At 71.4% G+C, this 20,947-nt stretch carries 18 protein-coding genes; 6 read left to right on the top strand and 12 right to left on the bottom strand.

The window, feature by feature from the left end:
- The first annotated feature begins 169 nt into the window (after positions 1-169).
- Positions 170-5,524 (top strand): MG2 domain-containing protein, encoded by a 5,355-nt coding sequence (locus tag ABS41_RS03375; protein ID WP_290590552.1) that lies wholly within the window; start codon positions 170-172, stop codon positions 5,522-5,524.
- A gap of 63 nt (positions 5,525-5,587) precedes the next feature.
- Here the strand turns inward: ABS41_RS03375 and ABS41_RS03370 are convergent, their stop codons facing one another.
- The 10 genes from ABS41_RS03370 to ABS41_RS03325 all read right to left on the bottom strand — a co-directional run bounded on the left by ABS41_RS03370 (position 5,588) and on the right by ABS41_RS03325 (position 13,490).
- Complete coding sequence (locus tag ABS41_RS03370; RefSeq protein ID WP_290590607.1) at positions 5,588-6,301, bottom strand: EAL domain-containing protein; 714 nt, start codon at positions 6,299-6,301, stop codon at positions 5,588-5,590.
- A gap of 210 nt (positions 6,302-6,511) precedes the next feature.
- Positions 6,512-7,216, bottom strand: a complete 705-nt coding sequence (locus ABS41_RS03365) for an OmpA family protein (protein WP_290590549.1) — start codon at positions 7,214-7,216, stop codon at positions 6,512-6,514.
- A 91-nt stretch (positions 7,217-7,307) separates the two neighbouring features.
- On the bottom strand, positions 7,308-7,619 hold the full coding sequence (locus ABS41_RS03360; RefSeq protein WP_290590546.1) for a hypothetical protein: 312 nt from the start codon (positions 7,617-7,619) through the stop codon (positions 7,308-7,310).
- Complete coding sequence (locus ABS41_RS03355) at positions 7,616-7,960, bottom strand: hypothetical protein (RefSeq protein ID WP_290590543.1); 345 nt, start codon at positions 7,958-7,960, stop codon at positions 7,616-7,618. Before ABS41_RS03355 ends, ABS41_RS03360 begins: the two co-directional genes overlap by 4 nt.
- The gene (locus ABS41_RS03350) at positions 7,957-8,520 is read right to left on the bottom strand and encodes a hypothetical protein (RefSeq protein WP_290590540.1); all 564 of its coding nucleotides are present in this window, start codon (positions 8,518-8,520) and stop codon (positions 7,957-7,959) included. Before ABS41_RS03350 ends, ABS41_RS03355 begins: the two co-directional genes overlap by 4 nt.
- A 47-nt stretch (positions 8,521-8,567) precedes the next feature.
- Positions 8,568-9,152 carry a GTP cyclohydrolase I FolE gene (folE, locus tag ABS41_RS03345; protein WP_290590537.1) on the bottom strand — a complete coding sequence of 195 codons (585 nt, stop codon included), beginning with the start codon at positions 9,150-9,152 and terminating at the stop codon, positions 8,568-8,570.
- A gap of 45 nt (positions 9,153-9,197) precedes the next feature.
- Complete coding sequence (locus tag ABS41_RS03340) at positions 9,198-10,430, bottom strand: TCR/Tet family MFS transporter (protein WP_290590532.1); 1,233 nt, start codon at positions 10,428-10,430, stop codon at positions 9,198-9,200.
- A gap of 52 nt (positions 10,431-10,482) precedes the next feature.
- A complete protein-coding gene (locus ABS41_RS03335) occupies positions 10,483-11,076 on the bottom strand; it encodes a pyridoxamine 5'-phosphate oxidase family protein (RefSeq protein ID WP_290590529.1) in 594 nt (197 codons plus the stop codon).
- A 34-nt stretch (positions 11,077-11,110) separates the two neighbouring features.
- Positions 11,111-12,283 (bottom strand): class I SAM-dependent rRNA methyltransferase, encoded by a 1,173-nt coding sequence (locus tag ABS41_RS03330; protein ID WP_290590526.1) that lies wholly within the window; start codon positions 12,281-12,283, stop codon positions 11,111-11,113.
- A 40-nt stretch (positions 12,284-12,323) separates the two neighbouring features.
- Positions 12,324-13,490: a GGDEF domain-containing protein gene (locus ABS41_RS03325; protein WP_290590523.1), complete on the bottom strand. Its 1,167-nt coding sequence runs from the start codon at positions 13,488-13,490 to the stop codon at positions 12,324-12,326.
- A 283-nt stretch (positions 13,491-13,773) separates the two neighbouring features.
- Between ABS41_RS03325 and ABS41_RS03320 the strand changes: the two genes are divergently transcribed.
- The 4 genes from ABS41_RS03320 to ABS41_RS03305 all read left to right on the top strand — a co-directional run bounded on the left by ABS41_RS03320 (position 13,774) and on the right by ABS41_RS03305 (position 18,648).
- Positions 13,774-14,745, top strand: a complete 972-nt coding sequence (locus ABS41_RS03320; protein ID WP_290590520.1) for a TerC family protein — start codon at positions 13,774-13,776, stop codon at positions 14,743-14,745.
- A 43-nt stretch (positions 14,746-14,788) separates the two neighbouring features.
- The gene (locus tag ABS41_RS03315) at positions 14,789-15,538 is read left to right on the top strand and encodes a rhomboid family intramembrane serine protease (RefSeq protein WP_290590517.1); all 750 of its coding nucleotides are present in this window, start codon (positions 14,789-14,791) and stop codon (positions 15,536-15,538) included.
- 139 nt (positions 15,539-15,677) lie between these two features.
- Complete coding sequence (locus tag ABS41_RS03310) at positions 15,678-16,862, top strand: GGDEF domain-containing protein (RefSeq protein ID WP_290590514.1); 1,185 nt, start codon at positions 15,678-15,680, stop codon at positions 16,860-16,862.
- Between the two features lie 133 nt (positions 16,863-16,995).
- Complete coding sequence (locus tag ABS41_RS03305; RefSeq protein ID WP_290590511.1) at positions 16,996-18,648, top strand: M28 family metallopeptidase; 1,653 nt, start codon at positions 16,996-16,998, stop codon at positions 18,646-18,648.
- A gap of 14 nt (positions 18,649-18,662) precedes the next feature.
- Here ABS41_RS03305 and ABS41_RS03300 read toward each other — a convergent pair whose 3' ends face one another.
- A complete protein-coding gene (locus ABS41_RS03300) occupies positions 18,663-19,142 on the bottom strand; it encodes an Lrp/AsnC family transcriptional regulator (RefSeq protein ID WP_290590602.1) in 480 nt (159 codons plus the stop codon).
- Positions 19,143-19,264: 122 nt separating this feature from the next.
- Here ABS41_RS03300 and phhA point away from each other — a divergent pair, with 122 nt between their 5' ends.
- Positions 19,265-20,152 (top strand): phenylalanine 4-monooxygenase, encoded by an 888-nt coding sequence (gene phhA / locus ABS41_RS03295; RefSeq protein WP_290590508.1) that lies wholly within the window; start codon positions 19,265-19,267, stop codon positions 20,150-20,152.
- Here the strand turns inward: phhA and ABS41_RS03290 are convergent.
- Positions 20,098-20,823 carry a DUF2306 domain-containing protein gene (locus tag ABS41_RS03290; protein WP_290590505.1) on the bottom strand — a complete coding sequence of 242 codons (726 nt, stop codon included), beginning with the start codon at positions 20,821-20,823 and terminating at the stop codon, positions 20,098-20,100. The two genes, phhA and ABS41_RS03290, sit on opposite strands and share 55 nt — an antisense overlap.
- Between the last annotated feature and the right edge of the window lie 124 nt (positions 20,824-20,947).

Below are 20,947 nucleotides of genomic sequence, written 5' to 3'. Positions count from 1 at the left end.
GATTACCATGCGCCGCCTGCTCCTTGCCGTCGCCTGCTGCGCCGCATTTTCCGCCGGCGCGAACGAAGGGGCGCCGTCGCTCAAGGGTGCACGGATCAGCGGCGACGAGGTCTTGCTGGAGTTCGACCAACCCATGCTGACCTGGGGCACGCGGGCCCGCCCTCCTGCCTTGCGGCTGAGCCCCGCGGTGGACTGTCAGTGGACCTGGAGCGACGACACGCGGCTGGCCTGTGCCCTGGTTGAAGGCGCCAGCCTGCGCCCCGCGACGGCTTACCGCCTCGACATCGGCGAGGGCCTGTGGTCGCAGGACGGCGAGGCCTTCCCGCCAACCACGCTCGCGCTTGAATCGGATCGGCCGCGGCTGGGGCTCGAGGTCAGCTGGCCTGGGCGACAGCCTCGCCTGCAGGTCAGTTCGAGCCACGGCCACACGGCGGCATCGGTGGCCAGCGTGCTCTCTCTGCAGTTCGATGGCAGGCCGCTTTCCTACCGGCTGCAGCCGGTCCCGCGCGGACGCTGGGATGATCCGGGCCTGACGCGCTTTGCCATCGAGCCCGAGGCCTGGCCACGGGGCGCGGGCGAGCTGCTCGTCACCCAGCGCGAAGGCTTGCGCTCGCCACTCGGCGTGCTGCCGGGCGAGAAGCTGGACCTCGCGCGCATAACGCTCAACGCGCCGTTCCGCCTGGCGGGCGTCACCTGCGCAGACGACTACCGGCACGGCGAACAATGGAACTGGCAGGCCAGCTGCCGCCCCGATTCAGACATCCTCCTTGGCTTCACCCAGCCACCGTCCGACGCGGCGCTGGCGCGGCTGGCCGAGGCGCTGCCCGCGGGCCTGGCCCTGGACGATGAGCCGCGCGATTGCGGCTGGCACTGCCGCGCCGCGGTCGCGCACCAGTCGCCGCTGCATGCCGTACGCCTGAGCAGCCGCGCGGCGGGCCGCAAACTCTCGCTCGCGCTTCCCGCCGGGCTGGATGACACGGCGGGCATGCCGCTGCAGCCCGCCGAGCCACTCGCGATCACCTTCGAATCCTTTCCGGCGCGAACCCGGGTATCGCCCGGAGTGCAGGTGGCGCTCCCGGGCCAGCGGGAGCCCGTGACCGTGGAGGGTCGCAACCTCGCGACAGGCACGGTTTGGCGCGAACTGAGCATCGGTCGGCGCACCCGATACCTCGAACGAACCCTCGAACCCACCGCACCGGCGGAAACCTGGGGCGACGCGGGCGCACCCGGGCCAACCTGGGGCGTGCTTCGAAACGGTGGCTTGTCGCTCGGCGGCGGCGGCGCGGGCAACGGGCGCGCCACGGTTCGGCCGGCCTTCGACCTGCTTGTCCATCGCCATGAGCGCCAACTGTTGGCCTGGGCGACGGCCTGGGGAAATGCGGCGCCGCTGGCCGGTGCCCGGGTCGAGGTGCTGGGCCTCGACCGCCAAGGCCGCGAGCGCGTGCTCGCGACGGGCATCACCGCGGCCGACGGTACGGCGCAACTGGAACTGCCGGAGGGTGCGAACGAACCGCTGCTGATGCTCCGCGCGCGCCATGCCGGCCAGGTGTCGGTGCTGCCGGTGATGCCGGAGACCGGCCTGGACCTGGCTACGCCGCTCGATCCGCGCGATTCCGACGAGGACGCTTACCGGCTCGGGCAGCCGCGTTTCGGCGTCACCTCGCGCCTGCTGTACCGGCCCGGCGACGTGGTGCAGTACCGCCTCTGGCTGCGCGAGCGCAAGCTCAACCGCCTGGTGCCGTCGACGCCGCAGCCCCGGTCCTTCGCCCTGGGCTCGGCCTGGGGCGACGTGGTGAGCCGCTGGGAGGCCACGCCGGACGAGTTCGGCAGCGTGTCTGGCGAGATCCGCCTGCCGGCCGCAGCCACCGACGACGAATACTGCATCGATGTGCTGGACCGCGATGACGACCAGCTCGATGGCGAAAGCGGTGCCTGCTTCCAGGTCCGGCGATTCCAGGCCCAGGCGCTCTGGGCAAAGGTCGATGGGCCCCAGCAGGTGCTGAGGCCGGGTGATGCCTTGCCGGTGTCGATCGAAGGCGGCTTCTACTCGGGTGGCCCGGCCGCCGGCGCGCGGCTGCAGATAAGCGCCTGGCTCGAGCCGATGGGCTTCGCGCAGGCGCACCCGGCCTTCGCACGCTTCGTGTTCGCGTCGGCGCACGACGAGGGTTCCGAGATCAGCCTGTTCGGGCGCTCGCCCTCGCAAGCCTCGCTCGATGGGAAAGGAAGGGCCACGCTGGAGGCGCGCGTGCCTGCGCAACTGGTCGATCCCGAGGAGGAAGGTTTCGCCAGGCCCTTGCCCTTCGCGCGCCTGAGGGTGAACGCCCTGGTGGGTGGCGACGACGGGCAGCCGGCGATCGTCAGCCCCAGCCTGCAGGTCCCGGTGGCCGCGCATGCCCGCTACGTCGGCCTGCGCAGCGAACGAACCTGGCTGGCGCTGGGCGAAACCCCGCGGCTGGAAGCCGTGGTGGTTGGCTACGACGGCGTGCCCGCGCCGGCCGAGAGTGTGCAGGTCAGGCTCGAGCACGCAGGCCCCGGGGAGGACGAGGATGTCCCGGAAGTGTTGGGCCGCTGCACGTTGCGTGCGGGCCAGCCTTCCGACTGCGCGCTTGCGCCGCCGGCGCCGGGTTACTACCGCCTGGTGGCCGAGTCGGGAGACGCGGCAAGCACGTCGATCAACCTGTGGTTCGGCAATGCGCCGCCGCTTGCGGACGACGGACCGAAGGCCCGCTTCGAACTGCTGCAGCCCGCGGATGGCAGCGCGCCGGCACGCCTGCGGCTACATCAGCCGCACGCACGCGCCCAGGCCTTGTTCGTGCTCGAGCACGAGCGCGTCATCCGGCACTGGAGCCGGACCGTGGGTCCTGCCGAAGAGTTCGAGCTCGCGCTCGACGCCAGCCTCGCGCCGGGCGCTACGCTGCGGGTCATGCTGCGGCCCGTGCTCGCGTCGGCGCAGGCCGGCCTGGAGGCGCCGGCGCTGGATGCCGCGGTGGAGCTGGAGGTGCCGCGTACCCCGTCGCCGGGCGTGACCCTGGCCATCGACGACGATAGCCTCGCGCCCGGCGAGACCCTGCGCGTGACGCTGCGCAACGACGGCAGCCGCCCCCGCCTGGTGGTGGTGGCGGTGGTGGACGATGCCGTGCACCAGCAGATGGCCGAACTGCACCCGCGGCTGGCGCCGGGCAATGCAAGGTTCCTCGGCAGCCTCTCTGACTGGTCGGTCGGCCGCTGGCACGGACTGCGGGACTGGCGCCATGTGCCGGACTGGCTCGCCGAACAGGAGCCCCCCGTCGTCTTCGGCGACCCGTCCCCAATGGACTCCCTCGATTCGATCCAAGTTACCGGCAGCCGCATCAAGCTGTCGGAGGTTTTTCCCGACATGCCCGCCGGCGAGGTGCTGCCGGCGCCGCCAGGCACGCCGCCCGGCCGCGCCGGTCCGCGCGTGCGTCGTGATTTCCCGGACGCCGCGTACTGGAACGCAGGCCTTGAACTGGCGCCCGGCGAGTCGCACACGCTGGAGCTTCGGCTGCCCGACAACCTCACCCGCTGGCGGGTGCTGGCCTGGAGCGGCGACGACGGCGACGCCTTCGATTTCTCCGAGGCGACGGTCACCGCATCGCTGCCCGTGGAGCTTCGCTTTGGCCTGCCATCCCGCCTGTTCGAGGGCGACCGGGCCCAGGGTTCGGTGACCGCGCGCAATGCGACCGCGGCGCCGATGCCGGTGGCGATGCGCACCACGATCGAAGGCGCCGCGGCATCGCGCGTGCTCGACAGCGAAGGCGTCGTCGCGCCCTTTGCCCGTCGCGGACAACGGCTGCCGCTGGTTCCGGGCCGGCAGGGCGTGCTCGACCTGCTCGCGCGAGCCGATTCGCCCGGTGGCAACGACGCTATCTCCTCGATAGTGCCGGTGCAGTCGCGGTCGGCCGAAGTGACGCTGCCGCAGGCCGGCTGGCTGGCGTCACCGGTCTCGCTGCGCTTGCCGGCCTTGCCGCCCGGCGCCAGCGAGCCCAGGCTCGACCTGCAGGTGCATGCCGGCACGGCCGGCTGGCGCGCCGCCTGGCTGCACGAACTTCGCGACTATCCGCACCGCTGCTGGGAGCAAACGCTGAGCCGGGCCGTTGGCGCCGCGATCGCGCTGCAGGACGCGGCGGACCGCGCGGACTGGCCCGAGGCCCAGGCCGTCGTGGACGAAGCGCTGGGCAGTGCGTACTCGTTCCGGGACGAGGACAGTGGCTTCCACTTCTTCACGCCCCGCTGGAATGCCGGCGACGCCACCGCGCTGCTCGACGCGCACACGCTGCGCCAGCTGGGCTGGCTCGAGCGCCTGGGCCAGCCGGTGCCGGCGGAGCTCATCGAGCCCCTGCGCGAACGCGTCGACCGCCAGGTTGAACGGCGAATCAAGAAGCCGACGCGCCAGGACCTCGAAGCGCTCGCGGTGGCCGTGGCGGCCCAGGCCGGTGAAGGCCGCGTTCCGAACGCCAGGGCCCTGGAACGGCTGTGGCAGTCCTGGGACTCCCTCGGCTGGCACGCCCGCAGCGAGCTGGTGCAGGCCCTGGCGGGCGCGCCCGGTTCCGAGGCGCGACTTGACGAGGGACTGGCACGCCTGGCCGAGGCCGGGCGTGACCGCGGCCTGCGCCGGGTGATCGAATCGAGCCACGACGAGGGCTGGGCCATGGGGTCGGGCCTTCGCGACCAGTGTGCGGTCACGGCCACGCTTTGGATGCTCGACCGCACGCCGGCCCGCCTGCCGCGGCGGCAGGCCTTGCTGCGCGGGCTGCAGGACCTTTACTCGGGCGGCACCGCCAGCCTCGACACGCAGGCCAGCCTGCGCTGCCTGATGGCGCTGCGCGCGATCGATTCGGCGCTGGCGGGCGGGGTCGTGCCTACCGAACTGCAGGTTGCGCACGGCCCGTCGCAGGCAAGGCTCTCGGTGGATGGCCAGCAGCGCGTGGTGCGCTTCGAAGCGCCCGCAAGCGCCGACCCGCTCGACATCGCTCCCGTCGGCGAGGCCGATGCAACGCTCAACTACATCGCCCGGCTGCGCTATCGCCAGGACCAGGCGCAGGTGGAGGCCAGCGGCGTCGGCCTGTCGCTGCAGCGGCGCTACGCGGTGTTGCGCGGCGGTCGCTGGGTGGGCCTGGGCGAAAGCGTTCCGCGGCAGGGCGATTGGGTGCGGGTGACGCTCGTCGTGCAGGTGCCGGCGATGCGCCATTTCGTGGCGCTCACCGACCCGGTGCCGGGCGGCTTCGTGACGCGTGACGTCGGCTTGCGCGGTGTCGCCGGTGCCAACGTGCAGGCGCTGGCCGACCCGGGCAGCAGCTGGTTCGGGGAGCGGCAGACCGGAACCAACGAGGTGCGGCTCTATGCCGAGGCCCTGCCGCCAGGCCGACATGAGGTGCACTACTTCGTCCAGGCCGTGCATCCGGGCCGCTACTTCGCGCCGCCGGCGGTGGCCGAACTCATGTACGGACGCGCCAGCCGCGCCAACACGGCCGGGCAGTGGCTCCCGATCCACGCGTCGGAGTAACGAAGAAACGGGGTCAGGTTCACTTCCAGCTTGAGCATGGAAGTGAACCTGACCCCGTTTCTTTCAGGCTTGGCCGGCGGCGTCGAGCTGGTCCCAGAGGGCCGGGTCCACGACGGGCAGGGCTTCGAGGGCGGGCCTGGCGAACAGGAAGCCCTGGAAGCGGCTGATGCCCATGTCGCGCAGTTCGCGGAATTCGCCGAGGGTTTCCACGCCTTCGGCCAGCACCTCGCAGCCCAGCGAGCGGCAGGTGGCGACGATGCCGCTGGTGATCGAGCGGCGCACGCGGTCGCCGTCGAGGCCGCGGATCAGCGCCATGTCGAGCTTGACCACGTCGGGCTGGAACTCGGCCAGCAGGTTCAGGCCGGCGTAGCCGGCGCCGAAGTCGTCGATGGCGGTCAGGAAGCCGCGTCCCTGGTAGTCCTTGATGATGCGCACCACGTGCGGCACGTCGCGGATCTTCTCCGATTCGGTGACCTCGAAGATCAGCTGGCGCGGGTCGAAGCCGCAGCGCTCGGCCGCGGCAAGCGTCAGCCGGATGCAGGTGGCCGGTTCGTACACGGCGTTGGGCGCGAAGTTGATCGACAGCCGCGTCTTCATGCCCAGGCGCGCGGCGGTGTCGATGGCGGCCACGCGGCAGGTCTGGTCGAAGCGGTAGAGCAGCTCGGGCGGCACGCGCGCGATGATCTCGGCGGCGCTTTCGCCGTTCTCGCCGCGCACCAGCGCCTCGTAGGCGAAGATGCTGCGGCTGGCCACGTCGAGGATGGGCTGGAAGGCCATGCGCACGCCGAAACCGAGCGTCTCGTCGCCGCGGCAGTTCACGCAGGGGTGCGGGCTGGTGACCTCGCCGAAGAACTTCTTCAGGTACATCCCAGGCACCTCCCCGCGCCGCGCTGCCGCCGATTCTAGGGCATGGCCGGGCAAAGAAACGGGGTCAGGTTCACTTCCCGCGATGCGCGGGAAGTGAACCTGACCCCGTTTCTTGGAGCGTCAGCGCTGGCGGATGGGGACGATGGTGAGTTCGACGCGGCGGTTCTCGGCGCGGCCGGCCTCGGTTTCGTTGCTGGCCACCGGGTGCATCTCGCCGGCGCCGAACACCATCAGGCGCTGGCCGCTGATGCCGCGGCTGATCAGGTAGTTCGCCACCGCCTGGGCGCGCTGCTCGGACAGGCGCTGGTTGTAGGCCTCGCTGCCGATGCTGTCGGTGTGGCCGGCGACCTCGATCAGGGTCTGGTCGTACTCGCGCAGGGTGTCGGCCACGCGGTCGAGCACGCCGTAGGCGCGCTGGTTGAGCGTGCTGGAGTTGAAGGCGAAGGTGATCGCCTCGGGCATGTCGAGCGTGATGTTGTCGCCGTCGCGCACGACGTCCACGCCGGTGCCGGCCATGCGCTCGCGCAGCGCCCGCTCCTGGTTGTCCTGGTAGCGGCCGATGGCGCCGCCGGCCAGGCCGCCGACGCCGGCGCCGACCAGGGCGCGCTGGCGCCGCTCGGTCGCATCGTCGCCGCTGAGCAGGCCGGCGACCGCGCCGATGGTGGCGCCGATGATCGCGCCCTTCTGGGTGCGGCTCATGCCTTCGCGCTCGGCCTGCTCGTCGTCGCGCGGCGCCGACGAATAGCCGCCGGTGGTCTGGCAGCCCGCGAGCAGGGCGACGGAAACGGCGGTGGCCAGCAGCACGTGGTGGGTCTTGTTCTTCATGGCATTCCTCCTCGGGGGTGGGTGGCTTGCCCGACCAAGGATGCGCCGGTCCGGTCGCCATTCCCAGCGCGGCCGGAGTTGTCGTTCAGGTTCAGGGCGCCCGGGCCGGTTCGTCGAGGGAAACGCCGCAATACGGGCAGTGGTGGATGCGCTTGGCGGGTTGGCCGCGGTGCAGGCGCCAGGGCGGGACGACGGTGCCCAGCGCATTGCCGCAGCGCGTGCAGGCTATGCGCGCCTGGGCGAAGGCGAACGCAATGAGGAAAAGCATGGCCGCCCCGAAAACGAGGCCCGGGCGGCTGCCCGGCGGCACCATCGCCAGCACGAGCACGATGGCGGCGAACGCCGCCAGCTGGATCAACCACGCACCTCGCGCGCGCCGCCGCAGGTGCTCGCGCAGGCTCATGCGCCGTCTCCCTCGGGGCCAAGGTCGACGCCGCAGTGCGGGCAATACCGCAGCCGGTGCCGGGGCTTCTTCTCGAGTATCGCGGCGTACTGCAGGAAGCGGGTGAAGCGATAGCCGCAGCCCGGACAACGCGGGCGCCCCAGCGGAACCCACCAGGCCAGGCCGCCGAGCAAGCCCACCGGCAAGACCAGCAGGGTGGCGTGCTCGAACCCGGACTGCTCCACGAGCCACGCGGTCGTGATGAACGCGGCCAGCACCAGCAGCCCCGCCAGCCCCAGCGCCAGCAGCCCCTGCCGCGCGATGTGCCCCCGCGGCGAGCGCTCGCGCAGGCGGTCGATCAAACCGACGCCGCCTGGTTGTCGAGTACCAGCCGGGCCAGCCAGGGCTCGCCCTTTTCGGTGAGCTCGAGCGGCGTCATCTGCCAGCCGGTGAGCACCATGGCTTCGGCGATGGTGAACTCGAGCTGTGCCTTGGTGAACTTGCGCTCGCCGGCGATCACGGCCTCGAGCACCGCGCGGCCCGGCATGGGCGCTTCCATCTCGGCGGTCTTGGCCGCCTCGGCCGCGCCGGCGTCGACACCGCCGTGGCTGAGCAGCCATTCGATGCGCCGCTGGGCGTCGCTCTGCGCGTCGGCGCTGGCCGCCACCTGGGGCACGGCCGCCGCCAGGGATTTTTGCAGGGTGTTGAGCTGGCCCATCACCTTCATGCGCGCCAGGTTGGCGGCATCGCGGGCGTGCTCGGCGTCTTCCACGTCCTGCTGCAGGCGCTCGCGGCTGGCGGCCAGGGCCGCCACGGCCTTCTCGAGCGAGTCGAGCAGCACCAGCCATTGCCCCGCCTGCGCGGGCGGATCGGCCAGGATGGCCTCGCGGAGGGCTTGGACGTGGGCGCGGGGGTCGCTCATCGAGCCCGATTATAGGCGTCCGGCGGGCGGGCGCCAGCGGCCCGGGCTCAGCGCCCCGGGCCGACGTCGATGAAGCGCAGGAACTCGGCGCGCGTGCGCGCATCCTCGCGGAAACTGCCCAGCATCTTCGAAGTGACCATGCTCACGCCGCGCTTGTGGATGCCGCGCGTGGTCATGCACTCGTGCGCGCCCTCGACCACCACGCCCACGCCGCGCGGCTGCAGCACGTCCTGGATGCAGCGGGCGATCTGCGCGGTCATCTTCTCCTGCACCTGGAAGCGGCGCGCGTACGCCTCGACCACGCGCGCGAGCTTGCTGATGCCCACCACCTTGCCGGCCGGCAGGTAGCCGATGTGCGCCTTGCCGATGATCGGCGCCATGTGGTGCTCGCAGTGCGACTCGAACTCGATGTCGCGCAGCACGATCAGCTCGTCGTAACCCTCGACTTCCTCGAAGGTGCGCGCCAGGTAGTCGCGCGGGTCCTGGCGGTAGCCGGCGAACCAGTCGCCGTAGGCCTCCACCACGCGCCGCGGCGTGTCGAGCAGGCCCTCGCGCGAAGGATCCTCGCCGGCCCAGCGCAGCAGGGTGCGGACGGCATCCTCGGCCTCGGCCTTGGAAACGGGATTGCTCATGCAGGGGCTCCTGGGTTCAGGACGCCATCCTAACCCCGGGGGGCGTCAGGGCCGCGTGGTGGTGGCGCGCCAGGCCAGCAGGCCGCCCAGCGCCACCATCAGTGCCGCCAGCCAGAAGCTGGCACCGGCCAGCGGGCCGCGCACCTCGTTGGCGGCGACGAAGGCCAGGGTCTGGGTGAACATCGTCGGGCCGATGATGCCGGCGATGGAATTGAGGCTGCCGATGGCGCCCTGCAGGCGACCCTGCTCCTGCGGCGAGACGCGCGAGGTCATCAGCGACTGCACCGCCGGGTTGGCCACGGCCCACAGCGCCGCCACCGGCATCGCCGCCCAGAACCAGTAGCCCGTGGGCGCGAGCGCGTACATCGCGAAGCCGAGCGTGCCCGCGACGGCGCCGATCAGCACCGTGCGGCGGTCACCGAAAGTGCGGGCGATGCGGCCCACCAGGCCACCCTGCACGATCACCGTCAGCACGCCGACGATCAGCAGCGTCCAGCCGACCATCTCCAGGCCCCAGCCGAAGCGGTAGTCGGCGTATAGCACGAAGGTGGTGGGGTAGACCAGGTGCGCCAGCGCCATCAGGAAGCTCACGCCGGCCAGCGCGAACAACTCGGGGTGGGCGCGCAGCATGCGCAGCGAACCCAGCGGGTTGGCGCGGCGCCATTCGAAGGGCGAGCGCCGCTCGGGCGGCAGCGACTCGGGCAGCACGAAGAAGCCGTAGCAGAAATTCGCGGCGCACAGGCCCGCGGCCACCCAGAACGGCAGGTGCAGGTCCACCGCGCCCAGCCAGGCACCCATCACCGGCGAGACGGTGAAGCCGATGCCGAAGGCCATGCCCAGGCGCCCGAAGGCCGCCGCGCGTTTTTCCGGCGGCGTCACGTCGGCGATGTAGGCGTTGGCCGTGCTGAAGCTCGCCGAGGTGGCGCCCGAAAGCAGGCGCGCGATGAACAGCAGCGGCAGCGTCTCGGCCAGCGCCATGATCAGGAAGTCGATGGCCAGGCCGGCGTTGGAGATCAGGATCACCGGGCGGCGCCCGAAGCGGTCCGAGAGCGCGCCCTGGATGGGCTGCGCCAGGAACTGCATGGCCATGAAGCCGGTGGCGAACAGGCCGTGCCAGAGCGTGGCGTCGGCGATCTCGCCGCCCGTCACCTTCTTGAGCAGGTGCGGCAGCACCGGGATGATCAGGCCGAAGGCCATCACGTCCACCAGCACGGTGACGAAGATGAAGGCCAGGGCGGCGCGGCGCACGGTGGGCGCGGCGGGATCGGGGGCTGCCAAGGGCGGCGGTCCTGCGGAGCGGGTGGCGCAGTCTAGCCGATGCCGGCGCGCGCTACGGCGCCAGCCAGCGGCCCTGCCAGCCGTCGTGGCCGCGCTCGAAACGGGCGCGGCGGTGGCCGCTGGCGGCCAGCGACAGCCAGTCCAGGCGCGTGGCCTCGACCCGGGCCAGCACGAAGTGCACGCGCGCGGCCTCGAGCGCGGCCGGGTCGGCCGGCGTGCCCAGGCCCGGCAGGCCGGCGTCTTCCGGCGCGTCCACCGACGTGCCCGGCGGCAGCGGCACGGCATAGGTGCGGCGCGCCAGCGGGCGCATCGCGGCCCAGGTGGCGCGGGCCGCGTCGTCGTCGTGGTGCAGGCGCACGCGGCCCTCGATGCGCAGCTGTTCGCCGTGGCCGAAGAACACCCAGGCCAGGCGCGGGTCGGCGGCCAGGGCCGCGAACTTCGGGCTGCGCCGGTCGGTGTGGAAGGCCAGGGTGCCGGTGGCGGCGTCGGCGGCGCGCAGCACCACGTAGCGCGCCTGCGGGCCCTCGTCGCTGGTGTTGGCCAGCACGCCCTGGTGGAAGGGGTCGTGGCGGCCGAAGACGCCCGCGCGCAGGCGGGCCCAGGCGTGGGCGAAGACGTCGTCGAGCGTGTCGGGCATGGCGGTCATTGGCGCGCGCCGGGCGTGTGCGCGGCGCGAACGCTTACATCACGCGGCAGAACACGGCCTTCAGGTAACGGCTTTCCTTGACGTGCGCCATGAACGGATGGTCGCCGCCGGCGCCGGCCACCTTCAGCACCTGCACGGTGCGGCCGGCGTAGAACGCCGCGCGGCGCACCATGTCGAGGAACTCCTCCTCGCTGACCAGGCCGGTGCACGAACAGGTGAGCAGGATGCCGCCGGGGCGGACCACCTGCATGGCCAGCTTGTTCATGTCGTTGTACTTCTTCAGCGCCGGGATCACCTGGTCGCGGTCGCGGGTGAGCTTGGCCGGGTCGAGGATCACCACGTCCCACTGCTCGCCGCGCTGCTGGGCGTCGCGCAGGTAGGGGAAGAGGTCGGCCTGGGTGAACTTCACCTTGGCGTGGTTCAGGCGCGCGTTCTTTTCGGCGACCTCGAGGATTTCCTCGTCCAGGTCGATGCCGGTGACCTCGTCGGCGCCGCCGCGGGCCTTGGCATAGATGGCGAAGCCGCCCGAGTTGCAGCAGATGTCGAGCACGCGCTTGCCGGCGGTGAAGCGCGAGAGGAACTCGCGGTTGTCGCGCTGGTCGGCGAAGAAGCCGGTCTTGTGGCCGCTGCCGGGCGTGGCGCGGAACTTCAGGCCGTTCTCGGTGACGATGCTCGGCTCCGGCGCCGGCGGCGCGCGGAAGTCGAAGCTCTCCTGCTTCTGTACGTGCTCCTCGGCGAAGCTGTAGAAGCGGCAGCCCGGGAACTGCTCGCGCAACGCGGCGTAGATCCACTCCCGGTGGCGGAAGGCGCCGGCCGAGAAGAACTCCACCACCAGCAGGTCGCCGTAGCGGTCGACCACCAGGCCCGAGAGGCCGTCGCCCTCGGAGTGCACCACGCGCCAGGCGTCGGTGTGCTCATCCAGGCGCAGCACCTCGCGGCGCAGGGCGACCGCGTCGGCGATCTTGCGCAGGAAGAAGGCTTCGTCGATGGCCTCGTGGCGGTCCTCGGTGAGCACGCGCAGGGCGATGCGCGAGTGGCCGTTGTAGAAGCCGCGGCCGACCCAGCTGCCGGTGTTGTCGACGATGTCCACCACCGCGCCCGGGCGCGGCTTGGCCTCGGGCTTTTCCACCATCTTCTGGAAGATCCAGGGGTGGTTGGAGCGGCGCTCGATCTTGAGCCGGACGACGGGCAGGGCGGGGCTGTTCATCGCGCCATTCTACCGGCGCCGGCCCGGTGCCGCCGGGTTTTCAGCCCGCCGGGGCCAGTTCCACCCGGTTGCCGCCGGCGCGCTTGGCCCCGTACATGGCCTGGTCGGCGCGCTGCAGGAGGGCGTCGAAGGAGTCTTCGGCACGGGCTTCGGCCACGCCGATCGACAGGTCCACGGGCACCTCCTCGCCACGGTAGCGCGCATGCGCCTCGTGCAAGGCATCGCGCAGGCGCTCGGCCACCACCCGGGCGCCGGCCGCGTCGGTGCTGGGCAACAGGGCCACGAACTCGTCGCCGCCCAGCCGGCCCAGCACGTCCTCGCCGCGCAGCACGCGGCGGGCGCGTTCGGCCAGGTGCCGCAGCACGGTGTCGCCGGCGGCGTGGCCCAGGCTGTCGTTGACCTGCTTGAACTGGTCCATGTCCATCAGCAGCATCGACAGCGGCCGCTGGTAGCGCCGCGACTCGGACATCAGCCGGTGGCCCTGTTCGGCCAGGCCGCTGCGCGCCAGGACGCCGGTGAGCGGGTCGAGCGACGCCAGCCGGCGAAGGTCCTCGTAGGCGCGCTCGGTGTGCATCAGCACGAATCCCAGGCTCAGGAAGGTGACGCCGACGCAGGCGTAGCTGAAGACGGCGATGTCGCTGGCGCCGGCATCGTAGAGGCTGCCTGTGGCGCGCGGATCGAGCGAGTGCTCGGCGAAACGCCACAGCGCGATCAGCACGCCCAGCCCGGCGAAGGCGCCCGTGAGGCGGGCCGCGGTGAACCCCCGGCGGGTGTAGTCACGCGACAAGGCCAGGGCGATCGAAGCCAGGAGGATCGCGGCGCAGCTGGAATTGACCAGCACGCGCGCGCTGTAGTGCGGCCAGCCTTCGGCGAAGACCATCAGGGCCACCACCACCAGCGACACCAGCGTCCAGTAGGCCAGGCGCCGCTCGGGCAGGCCCTGGAAGCCACGCACGGCCCGGGCCATCTCGGCGAAACCCAGCAGCAGCAGGCCATTGCCCAGGGAAATCGACAGGGCGTCGCTGACCAGGCCGCGCGTGGCCAGCAGGGCCCAGGCCACCGGCTGCAGCAGCAGGCCCACCGTCCAGATCCGCAGGAGGCGCCGGCGTTCGACCGGAAAGGCCTGGCCGGCCTGCGCAAGCAGGACCACCGTGAGGATGCTCAGCAGCACCCCCACCAGCATCACCGACCTGACGTCCAGCTCCATGCCCGCCCCGGATCCCGCGGCCTTCCGGCCCAACCGGGCTAGCCTAACCCGAGGCCGTCCGGGGCGGGCGTGATTGACGTCAAGGTAAGGATTCGTGGCAGACTCTGCCCCCCGAAGGGGAGTAGCTCCCGCTGCCGAGATCGTCATCACGGGCCCTGGCACCTGTCCAGGTCCCCGGTCCGGCAGGCAGGCCTCGCCTGCGAGCAAGACCTTCGCCCGCCCGCCACGCTCCTTCCGGGGAGCGCGTTGCGTGGCGGACGACAGGCCCGCACCGGAGATCTCCTTGGAAACCATCGGCACCCCGCTCATGTGGACCGCGTTCGCGGTCCTCGTCGTCGCCGCGCTCGCGGTCGACCTGCTCGTCCTTCGCCAGAACGGCCCGCACAAGGTCAGCACCCGCGAGGCGGTGATCTGGTCGCTGGCCTGGATCGCGCTGGCGATGGTCTTCAACCTCGGCCTGTGGTGGTACCTGTCCGAGCGCCTGCCGGGCGAGGAAGCCAACCGCATCGCGCTCGAGTTCCTCACCGGCTACCTGGTGGAGAAGGCGCTGGCGGTCGACAACATCTTCGTCTTCCTGATGCTGTTCACCTATTTCGCGGTGCCGGCGCAGTCGCAGCAGCGGGTGCTCATTCTCGGCGTGCTCGGCGCGATCGTGCTGCGCGGCATCCTGATCTTCGTGGGCGCGGCGCTGATCGCGCAGTTCCACTGGATCCTCTACATTTTCGGCGTGTTCCTGCTGGTCACCGGCGCCAAGATGCTCTGGGCGGCCGGCCAGGAGCCGGACATGGACAAGAACCCCGTGCTGCGCTGGCTGACGGGGCGCTTCCCGATGGTGCGCCGCTACCACGGCGAAGCGCTGTGGATCGGCCAGGGCAAGCGACGCAAGTACACGCCGCTGTTCATCGTGCTGGTGATGATCGCGGTGACCGACGTGATCTTCGCCGTCGATTCGATCCCGGCCATCTTCGCCATCACCACCGACCCGTTCATCGTGCTCACCTCGAACGTGTTCGCGGTGCTGGGCCTGCGCGCGCTTTACTTCCTGCTGGCCGGCGCGGCCGAGAAGTTCCACCTGCTGGCCTATGGCCTGGCGCTGGTGCTGATCTTCATCGGCGCCAAGATGCTGCTGGTGGACATCTACAAGATCCCGGTGGCGATCTCGCTGGGCGTGGTGGCCGCGACCATCGCCACCTCGATGGTGATGAGCCTGTGGGTGAAGCCGCGCCCGCCCAAGGACGTGCTGCCCGGCGCCTGAGCCGGGCCTTGACGCGGCGGGCCCCGGCCCCCACCTCGGGTTGATGGACAGCGACCGCCTGCAACACGCCGAGGCCGTGCGCGGCCACTTCCGCCGGGCCCTGCTGGCCTCGATGGCGTTCGTGGCCCTGCTCGGCGCGATCTTCCACGCCGGGGCCTGGCTGGGTGAGATGCGCTTCCTGGCGCTGGTGCCGCTCGAGCCGGCCGGCCTGGTGGGCATCGTCACCGCGCCGCTGCTGCACGGCTCGGCCGGGCACTGGCTGGCCAATTCGGTGGCGCTGCTGATCCTGGGCACCCTGCTGGGCACGGTGTATCCGCGCGCCGCGCTGCGGGCGCTGCCGGTGCTGTGGCTGGTGTCGGGCCTGGTCACCTGGCTGATCGGCCGGCCCTCGTTCCACATCGGCGCCAGCGGCCTCACCCACGGGCTGATGTTCCTGCTGCTGTTCCTGGGCCTGCTGCGCCGGGACAAGGCCGCCATCGCCGCGGCGCTGATCGCCTTCTTCTTCTACGGCGGCATGGTGCTGACGGTGCTGCCGCGCGAGCCCGGCGTGTCCTGGGAATACCACCTGGGCGGCGCCCTGGCGGGCATCCTGGCGGCCTTCATCTGGCGCCGGGCCGACCCGGAGCCGCCCCGCAAGCGCTACAGCTGGGAAGACGAGGAAGACGAGCCCCTGCCCGGCGACGACGACGGCGAATTCGCCATGCCCCGCCCCGACGACGTGCCCGTGCTCTGGGAGCTCCCGCCGGAACCCCGCGGCACCGTCCTCCCCTTCCGCCGCCCCACCGACGACTAAAAAAACGGGGTCAGGTTCACTTCCGGTTTCACGAAAGTGAACCCGACCCCGTTCTTGTCCCCATGGCGCTTGCGCGCGCGTGGTTGCAGTGAAAGGCTGGGGAAAACCAGGCCGTCGCCACAGGGGGCGAAACAGGCAGATGGAGTGGACGTTCGACATCCGGTCGGGGCTTCTGGTGGGCGCCGTGCTCACCCTGCTGGTGGGCCTGCTGCTGGCCGTGGTCGCACGGGCGATGCCGGCGGCGTTCCGCCCGGCGCTGACCTGGTGGGTGGCCGCCACCCTGCTGCAGCCGGCCGGCTTCGTGCTGCTGACGCAGCGCGACCACCTGTCGGAATGGCTGACCATCGTGGGCGCCAATGCCTGCATCGCCCTGGCGTTCGCTGCGTACGCGGTGGCGCTGCGGCGCTTCTTCCACCAGCAGGTGCGGCCGCTGCTGCTGGCGGTGATGGTGGTATTGGCCGTGGCGATCTCCACCTGGTGGGGTCTGTTGGAGCCCGACCTGACCCTGCGGCTGATCACGATCTCGCTGGTCCTGGCCTGGATGCTCGGCTACAGCGCCTGGACGGTCTACCGCAGCCCGGAGGCCACCGGCCCGCTGCGCCACGTGGCCGGCGGCGCCTTCACCTTCTCGGCGGCGGTGATGGCCTACCGCGCCGGCGTGCTGGTGGTGGACCCGGGCCAGGTGCTGACGGTGTTCCAGCTCACCCACGTGCAGGTGCTGACCTACGCGGTCGGCAGCATCCTGCCGGTGGTGGCGACGCTCGGCTTCCTGCTGCTGTGCACCGAACGCAGCCAGCGCGAGCTCGAGCGCGCGGCGCGCATGGACTTCCTCACCGGCGTGTACAACCGGCGCGCGATCGAGGAACTGGGCACGCGGGCGATCGCCGGGGCGCGGCGGCATGGCATGCCGCTGTCGCTGCTGGTGGTGGACCTGGACCACTTCAAACGCATCAACGACGAGCTCGGACACGCCGCCGGCGACCTGGCGCTGGTGCAGGCGGTGGCGCGCATCCGCGAGTCGCTGCGCGCCGAGGACCTGCCGGGACGCCTGGGCGGCGAGGAGTTCATCGTGCTGATGCCCAACACCGACGGTGCCAGCGCGGCGGCGGCGGCAGAGCGCATCCGTGAGTCGTTTTCGGGACGGCCGCTCGAGCTCGACGGCCAGCGCCGGGGCGTGACGCTGTCGATCGGCGTGGCGGTGCTGGCGCCGGCCGACCGCCACTTCTCGCAGCTGCTCCAGCGCGCCGACCGCGCCATGTATGCCGCCAAGCACGCCGGCCGCGACCTGGTGATGTCCGACCCCATGAGCGGCTGGGAGTCCTGAAGAAAGGGGGTCAGGTTCACTTCCGGGCGCAGGAACTTCGCGTTGCACCGGTGCCGCGTCCCCGGAAGTGAACCTGACCCCCTTTCTTTGCCCTTTCTTTGCTAGCTTCGGTGGACTTGTCCGGAGCCTGCCCATGAAGCGCGTCGTCGTCCTGCTTGCCCTGTCCCTGTTGGTGGCCTGTGGCCGCGAGGCGGTCCCGCCGCCCCAGGCCGGGGCAGATGTGCAGGGCGGCCTGGCCGGTGGCGAGCGGCGCATCGAGGCCGACGTCGCCTTCCTGGCCGACGACCTGCTCGAAGGCCGCGCCGCCGGCACCCGCGGTTACGACCTGGCCGCGCTCTACGTCGCCAACCGATTCCGTGCGCTGGGCCTGCAGCCCGCCGGTGACGCCGGCAGCTATTTCCAGACGGTGCCGCTGCTCGAGGGCCGGCGCCAGCGCGAGGGCGCGGCCTTCGTGGTGCGCCGCGCCGGCGGCGACATCACGTTCGCTTTCCAGGACGATTTCCTGCCCGGCATCAACTTCAACGCCGGCACCCATGCCGTCACCGCGCCGCTGGTCTTCGTCGGCCAGGCCGTGCATGCGCCCGAACTCGGCCACGACGATTTCGCCGGCGTGGACGTGGCAGGCAAGATCGCGGTGTATTTCTCCGGCGCGCCCTCGACCTTCCCCAACACCCAGCGCGCATTCCACGCCTCCGGCCGGCAGAAGATGGAAGCCCTGGCCGCGCGCGGCGCGGTGGGCGCGGTGAGCCTGGGCAACCCGGTGGACGAGGCCAAGTACCCCTGGGCGCGCGGCGCGCGCAACTGGCAGATGCCGGGCATGCGCCTGCTCGACGAGGAAGGCGCGCCGATCGACGCCTACCCGGGGATCCGCGCCACGGCCAGCCTCGGCGTGCACGCGGCGCGCCAGCTGTTCGAGGGCGCGCCGATGGACGCCGACGAAGTGTTCGCGCGCCGCGAGTCCGGCACGCTCAAGGCCTTCGACCTGCCGGGCCAGGCCACGCTCTCGGGTTCCACGGCGCTGTCGCGGCTCGAAAGCAGCAACGTGGTCGGCCTGCTGCCGGGCAGCGACCCGGCGCTGGCGGCCGAGCACGTGGTGTTCACCGCCCACCTCGACCACGTGGGCGTCGGCGCCGAGGTCGATGGCGACGGCATCTACAACGGCGCCTTCGACAACGCGCTGGGCACGGCTGTGATGCTCGAGGCCGCCAACGAGCTGCTGGCCGGGCCGGCGCCGCGGCGCTCGATGCTGTTCGTTTCGGTCACGGCCGAGGAGCGCGGCCTGCTCGGCGCCGAGTATTTCGCCACGCGCCCGACCGTGGCCGGCCCGCTGGTCGCCAACATCAACATGGACATGCCGGTGTTCCTGGCCGACGTCACCGACGTGGTGCCCATCGGCGTCGAGCACAGCACGCTCGAAGCCGACGTGCAGGCCGCCGCGGCCGGCCTGGGCATCGGCCTGACGGCCGACCCCAAGCCCGAGGAAGTGGTGTTCGTGCGCTCGGACCAGTACGCCTTCGTGCGCCAGGGCATCCCGGCCGTGTACCTCGACGCCGGCATCAAGGCGCGCTCGCCGGACGTGGACGCACTGGCGCTGTACGAGGATTTCCTCACCGGCCACTACCACCAGCCCAGCGACGAAGCCTCGCTGCCGATCCACTACCCGAGCGCGACGCGGCTGGCGAAGCTCAACGCCGCCATCGGCCGGCGCGTGGGCGATGCCGAGGCGCGCCCGAAGTGGAAGGACGGCGACTTCTTCGGCCGCACCTTCGGCCAGCCGGCGCCGTAGGGAAAGGCCTGGGGTCAGGCGAGATGGCCGAGCGGCAGGCCGCGCGGCGGCTTGACGGTGCGCAGCACGAAGCTGGAGTTCACGTCGGCCACGCCGCTGGCGTTGAGCAGGTGGTCGAGCAGGAAGCGCGAGAAGTGCTCCAGATCCTGCACGACCACGTGCAGCAGGTAGTCCATCTCGCCGGTGAGCGCGTGGCAGGCGACCACTTCGTCCCAGCGGTTCACGCGGGCGGTGAAGGTGGCCACGGCGTCGGGCTCGTGGCGCGCCAGCTGCACGCGCACGAAGGCCTGCAGGCCCAGGCCCACCTTCGCCGGGTCGATCAGCGCCGCGTAGCCGGCCAGCACGCCCGCCTGTTCCAGCCGCTGCACGCGGCGCAGGCAGGCCGAGGGCGAGAGCTTCACCCGCTCGGCGAGGTCGGCATTGCTGAGCCGGCCTTCGCGCTGGAGCTCGCCCAGGATGGCCAGGTCGGTGCGGTCGAGCCGGGTTTGCTCCATTTCCTGCGGCCTTTCTGTCACTGGACGCAATGATGTTGCGCCTGTTCAGGCATGTCGCGCAACTACGCAAGCCGATTGCGCCCACCCGGCGCTAGACTGGTGTGCAAGGTACGGAGGCCAGGATGCAACAGCCCAAGCGCGTCGAACACCAGCTCACCGACAAGGGCTACGTGCCGGTCTACACCACGGCCGTGGTCGAGCAGCCCTGGGGCGACTACACGGCCACCGACCACGAGGTCTGGGCCACGCTGTTCAAGCGCCAGCGCGAAATCCTGCCCGGCCGCGCCAGCCGCGAATTCCTGGCCCAGCAGGAAGCGATGGGCATGTCGCCCGACCGCATCCCGAAGTTCGACGAACTCAACCGCTCGCTGCGCAACGCCACCGGCTGGGAGCTGATCGGCGTCGAGGGCCTGCTGCCCGAACTCACCTTCTTCGAGCACCTGGCCAACCGCCGCTTCCCGGTGACCTGGTGGATCCGCAAGCCCGAACAGCTCGATTACCTCAGCGAACCCGACCTGTTCCACGACCTGTTCGGCCACGTACCGCTGCTGATGAACCCGGTGTTCGCCGACTACATGGCCGCCTACGGCCGCGGCGGCGTCAAGGCGCACGCCATCGGTCCCGAGGCGCTGGTGAACCTGACGCGCCTGTACTGGTACACGGTGGAGTTCGGCCTCATCCGCGAGGACGACGGCCTGCGCATCTACGGCAGCGGCATCGTCAGCTCCAAGGGCGAGTCCATCCACTGCCTGGAGTCGGCCGCGCCCAACCGCATCGGCTTCGAGCTCGAGCGCATCATGCGCACGCGCTACCGCATCGACACCTACCAGAAGACGTATTTCGTCATCGACAGCTACGAGCAGCTGATGGAAGCGACCGCGCCGGACTTCACGCCGATCTACGCCCGGCTCGCCACGCTGCCCTCGTTCCCGGCCGGCAGCGTGCAGCCGGGCGATCAGGTGTTCAACCGCGGCACGGGCGAAGGCTGGCTCGACGACGGCGACGTCTGACCCGGCGCCACCGGGCGGCCGTACTTGCGGCCCAGCCACCAGGCCGCCACCAGCGAGCCCGCCAGCGGCGTGAACCAGGCGAAGTGCTGCAGCAGCTGCGGGTCCACGCCCGGCAGCAGGCCGCGCAGGCCGATGCCGAAGAAGGCGATGTGGGTGGCCACGCCGTTGCCGATCATCGCGCCGTAGTGCTCCTTGAGCCACCACTGGGGGTCGGTGGCCGAACGCCGCCAGCCGCGCAGCGCGCCGACGCCGGCGAACACGCCCACGCCTCCGAACACCTGCAGCAGCACGGCGCCGGTCTGCAGGCCCAGCGCGATGATCGCCAGGCCGCTGCCGGCGGTGAGCGCGGCGACGAACCAGTACATCGGGCCGAAGTAGGCGGCGCGGTCGCGACGGTCGCGGATCGCGCGCCAGGCCGACCAACTGGCGTTGCCCACCAGCACCAGCAGGTAGGTGAGGAACAGCGCGCCCACCGGCTGGCCGCGCGCGGTCACCTGCAGCACCAGCGGGATGCCGGTGAGCACGATGGCGAGCATCGCCAGCAGGTAGACCTGGCCGACGCGGCGGTGCAGGGGCGTGCCCTTCTTCACCAGGCCGGCGGTCCAGAACGTGGCCAGGGCCACTGTGCCGGCGGCGACGTGCAGGACCAGGGGCAGGGTGGCGATATCCATGGCGGGTTCTCCGGTGACGTGGCGCCAGTCTCGCGGGCGGCGGCGCCGCGCTCAGGTGCCGGCGGTCAGCAAACCCGGGTGCCGGAAGTCACTTTCTTCGGCGCGACCCTTGAGCGGACCGCGG

This window comes from Arenimonas sp. SCN 70-307 (assembly GCF_001724815.1).
Taxonomy (GTDB): Bacteria; Pseudomonadota; Gammaproteobacteria; order Xanthomonadales; family Xanthomonadaceae; genus Arenimonas.
The sequence above is the reverse complement of the archived record's forward strand: the minus strand, read 5'-3'. Positions and strand labels throughout refer to the sequence as shown.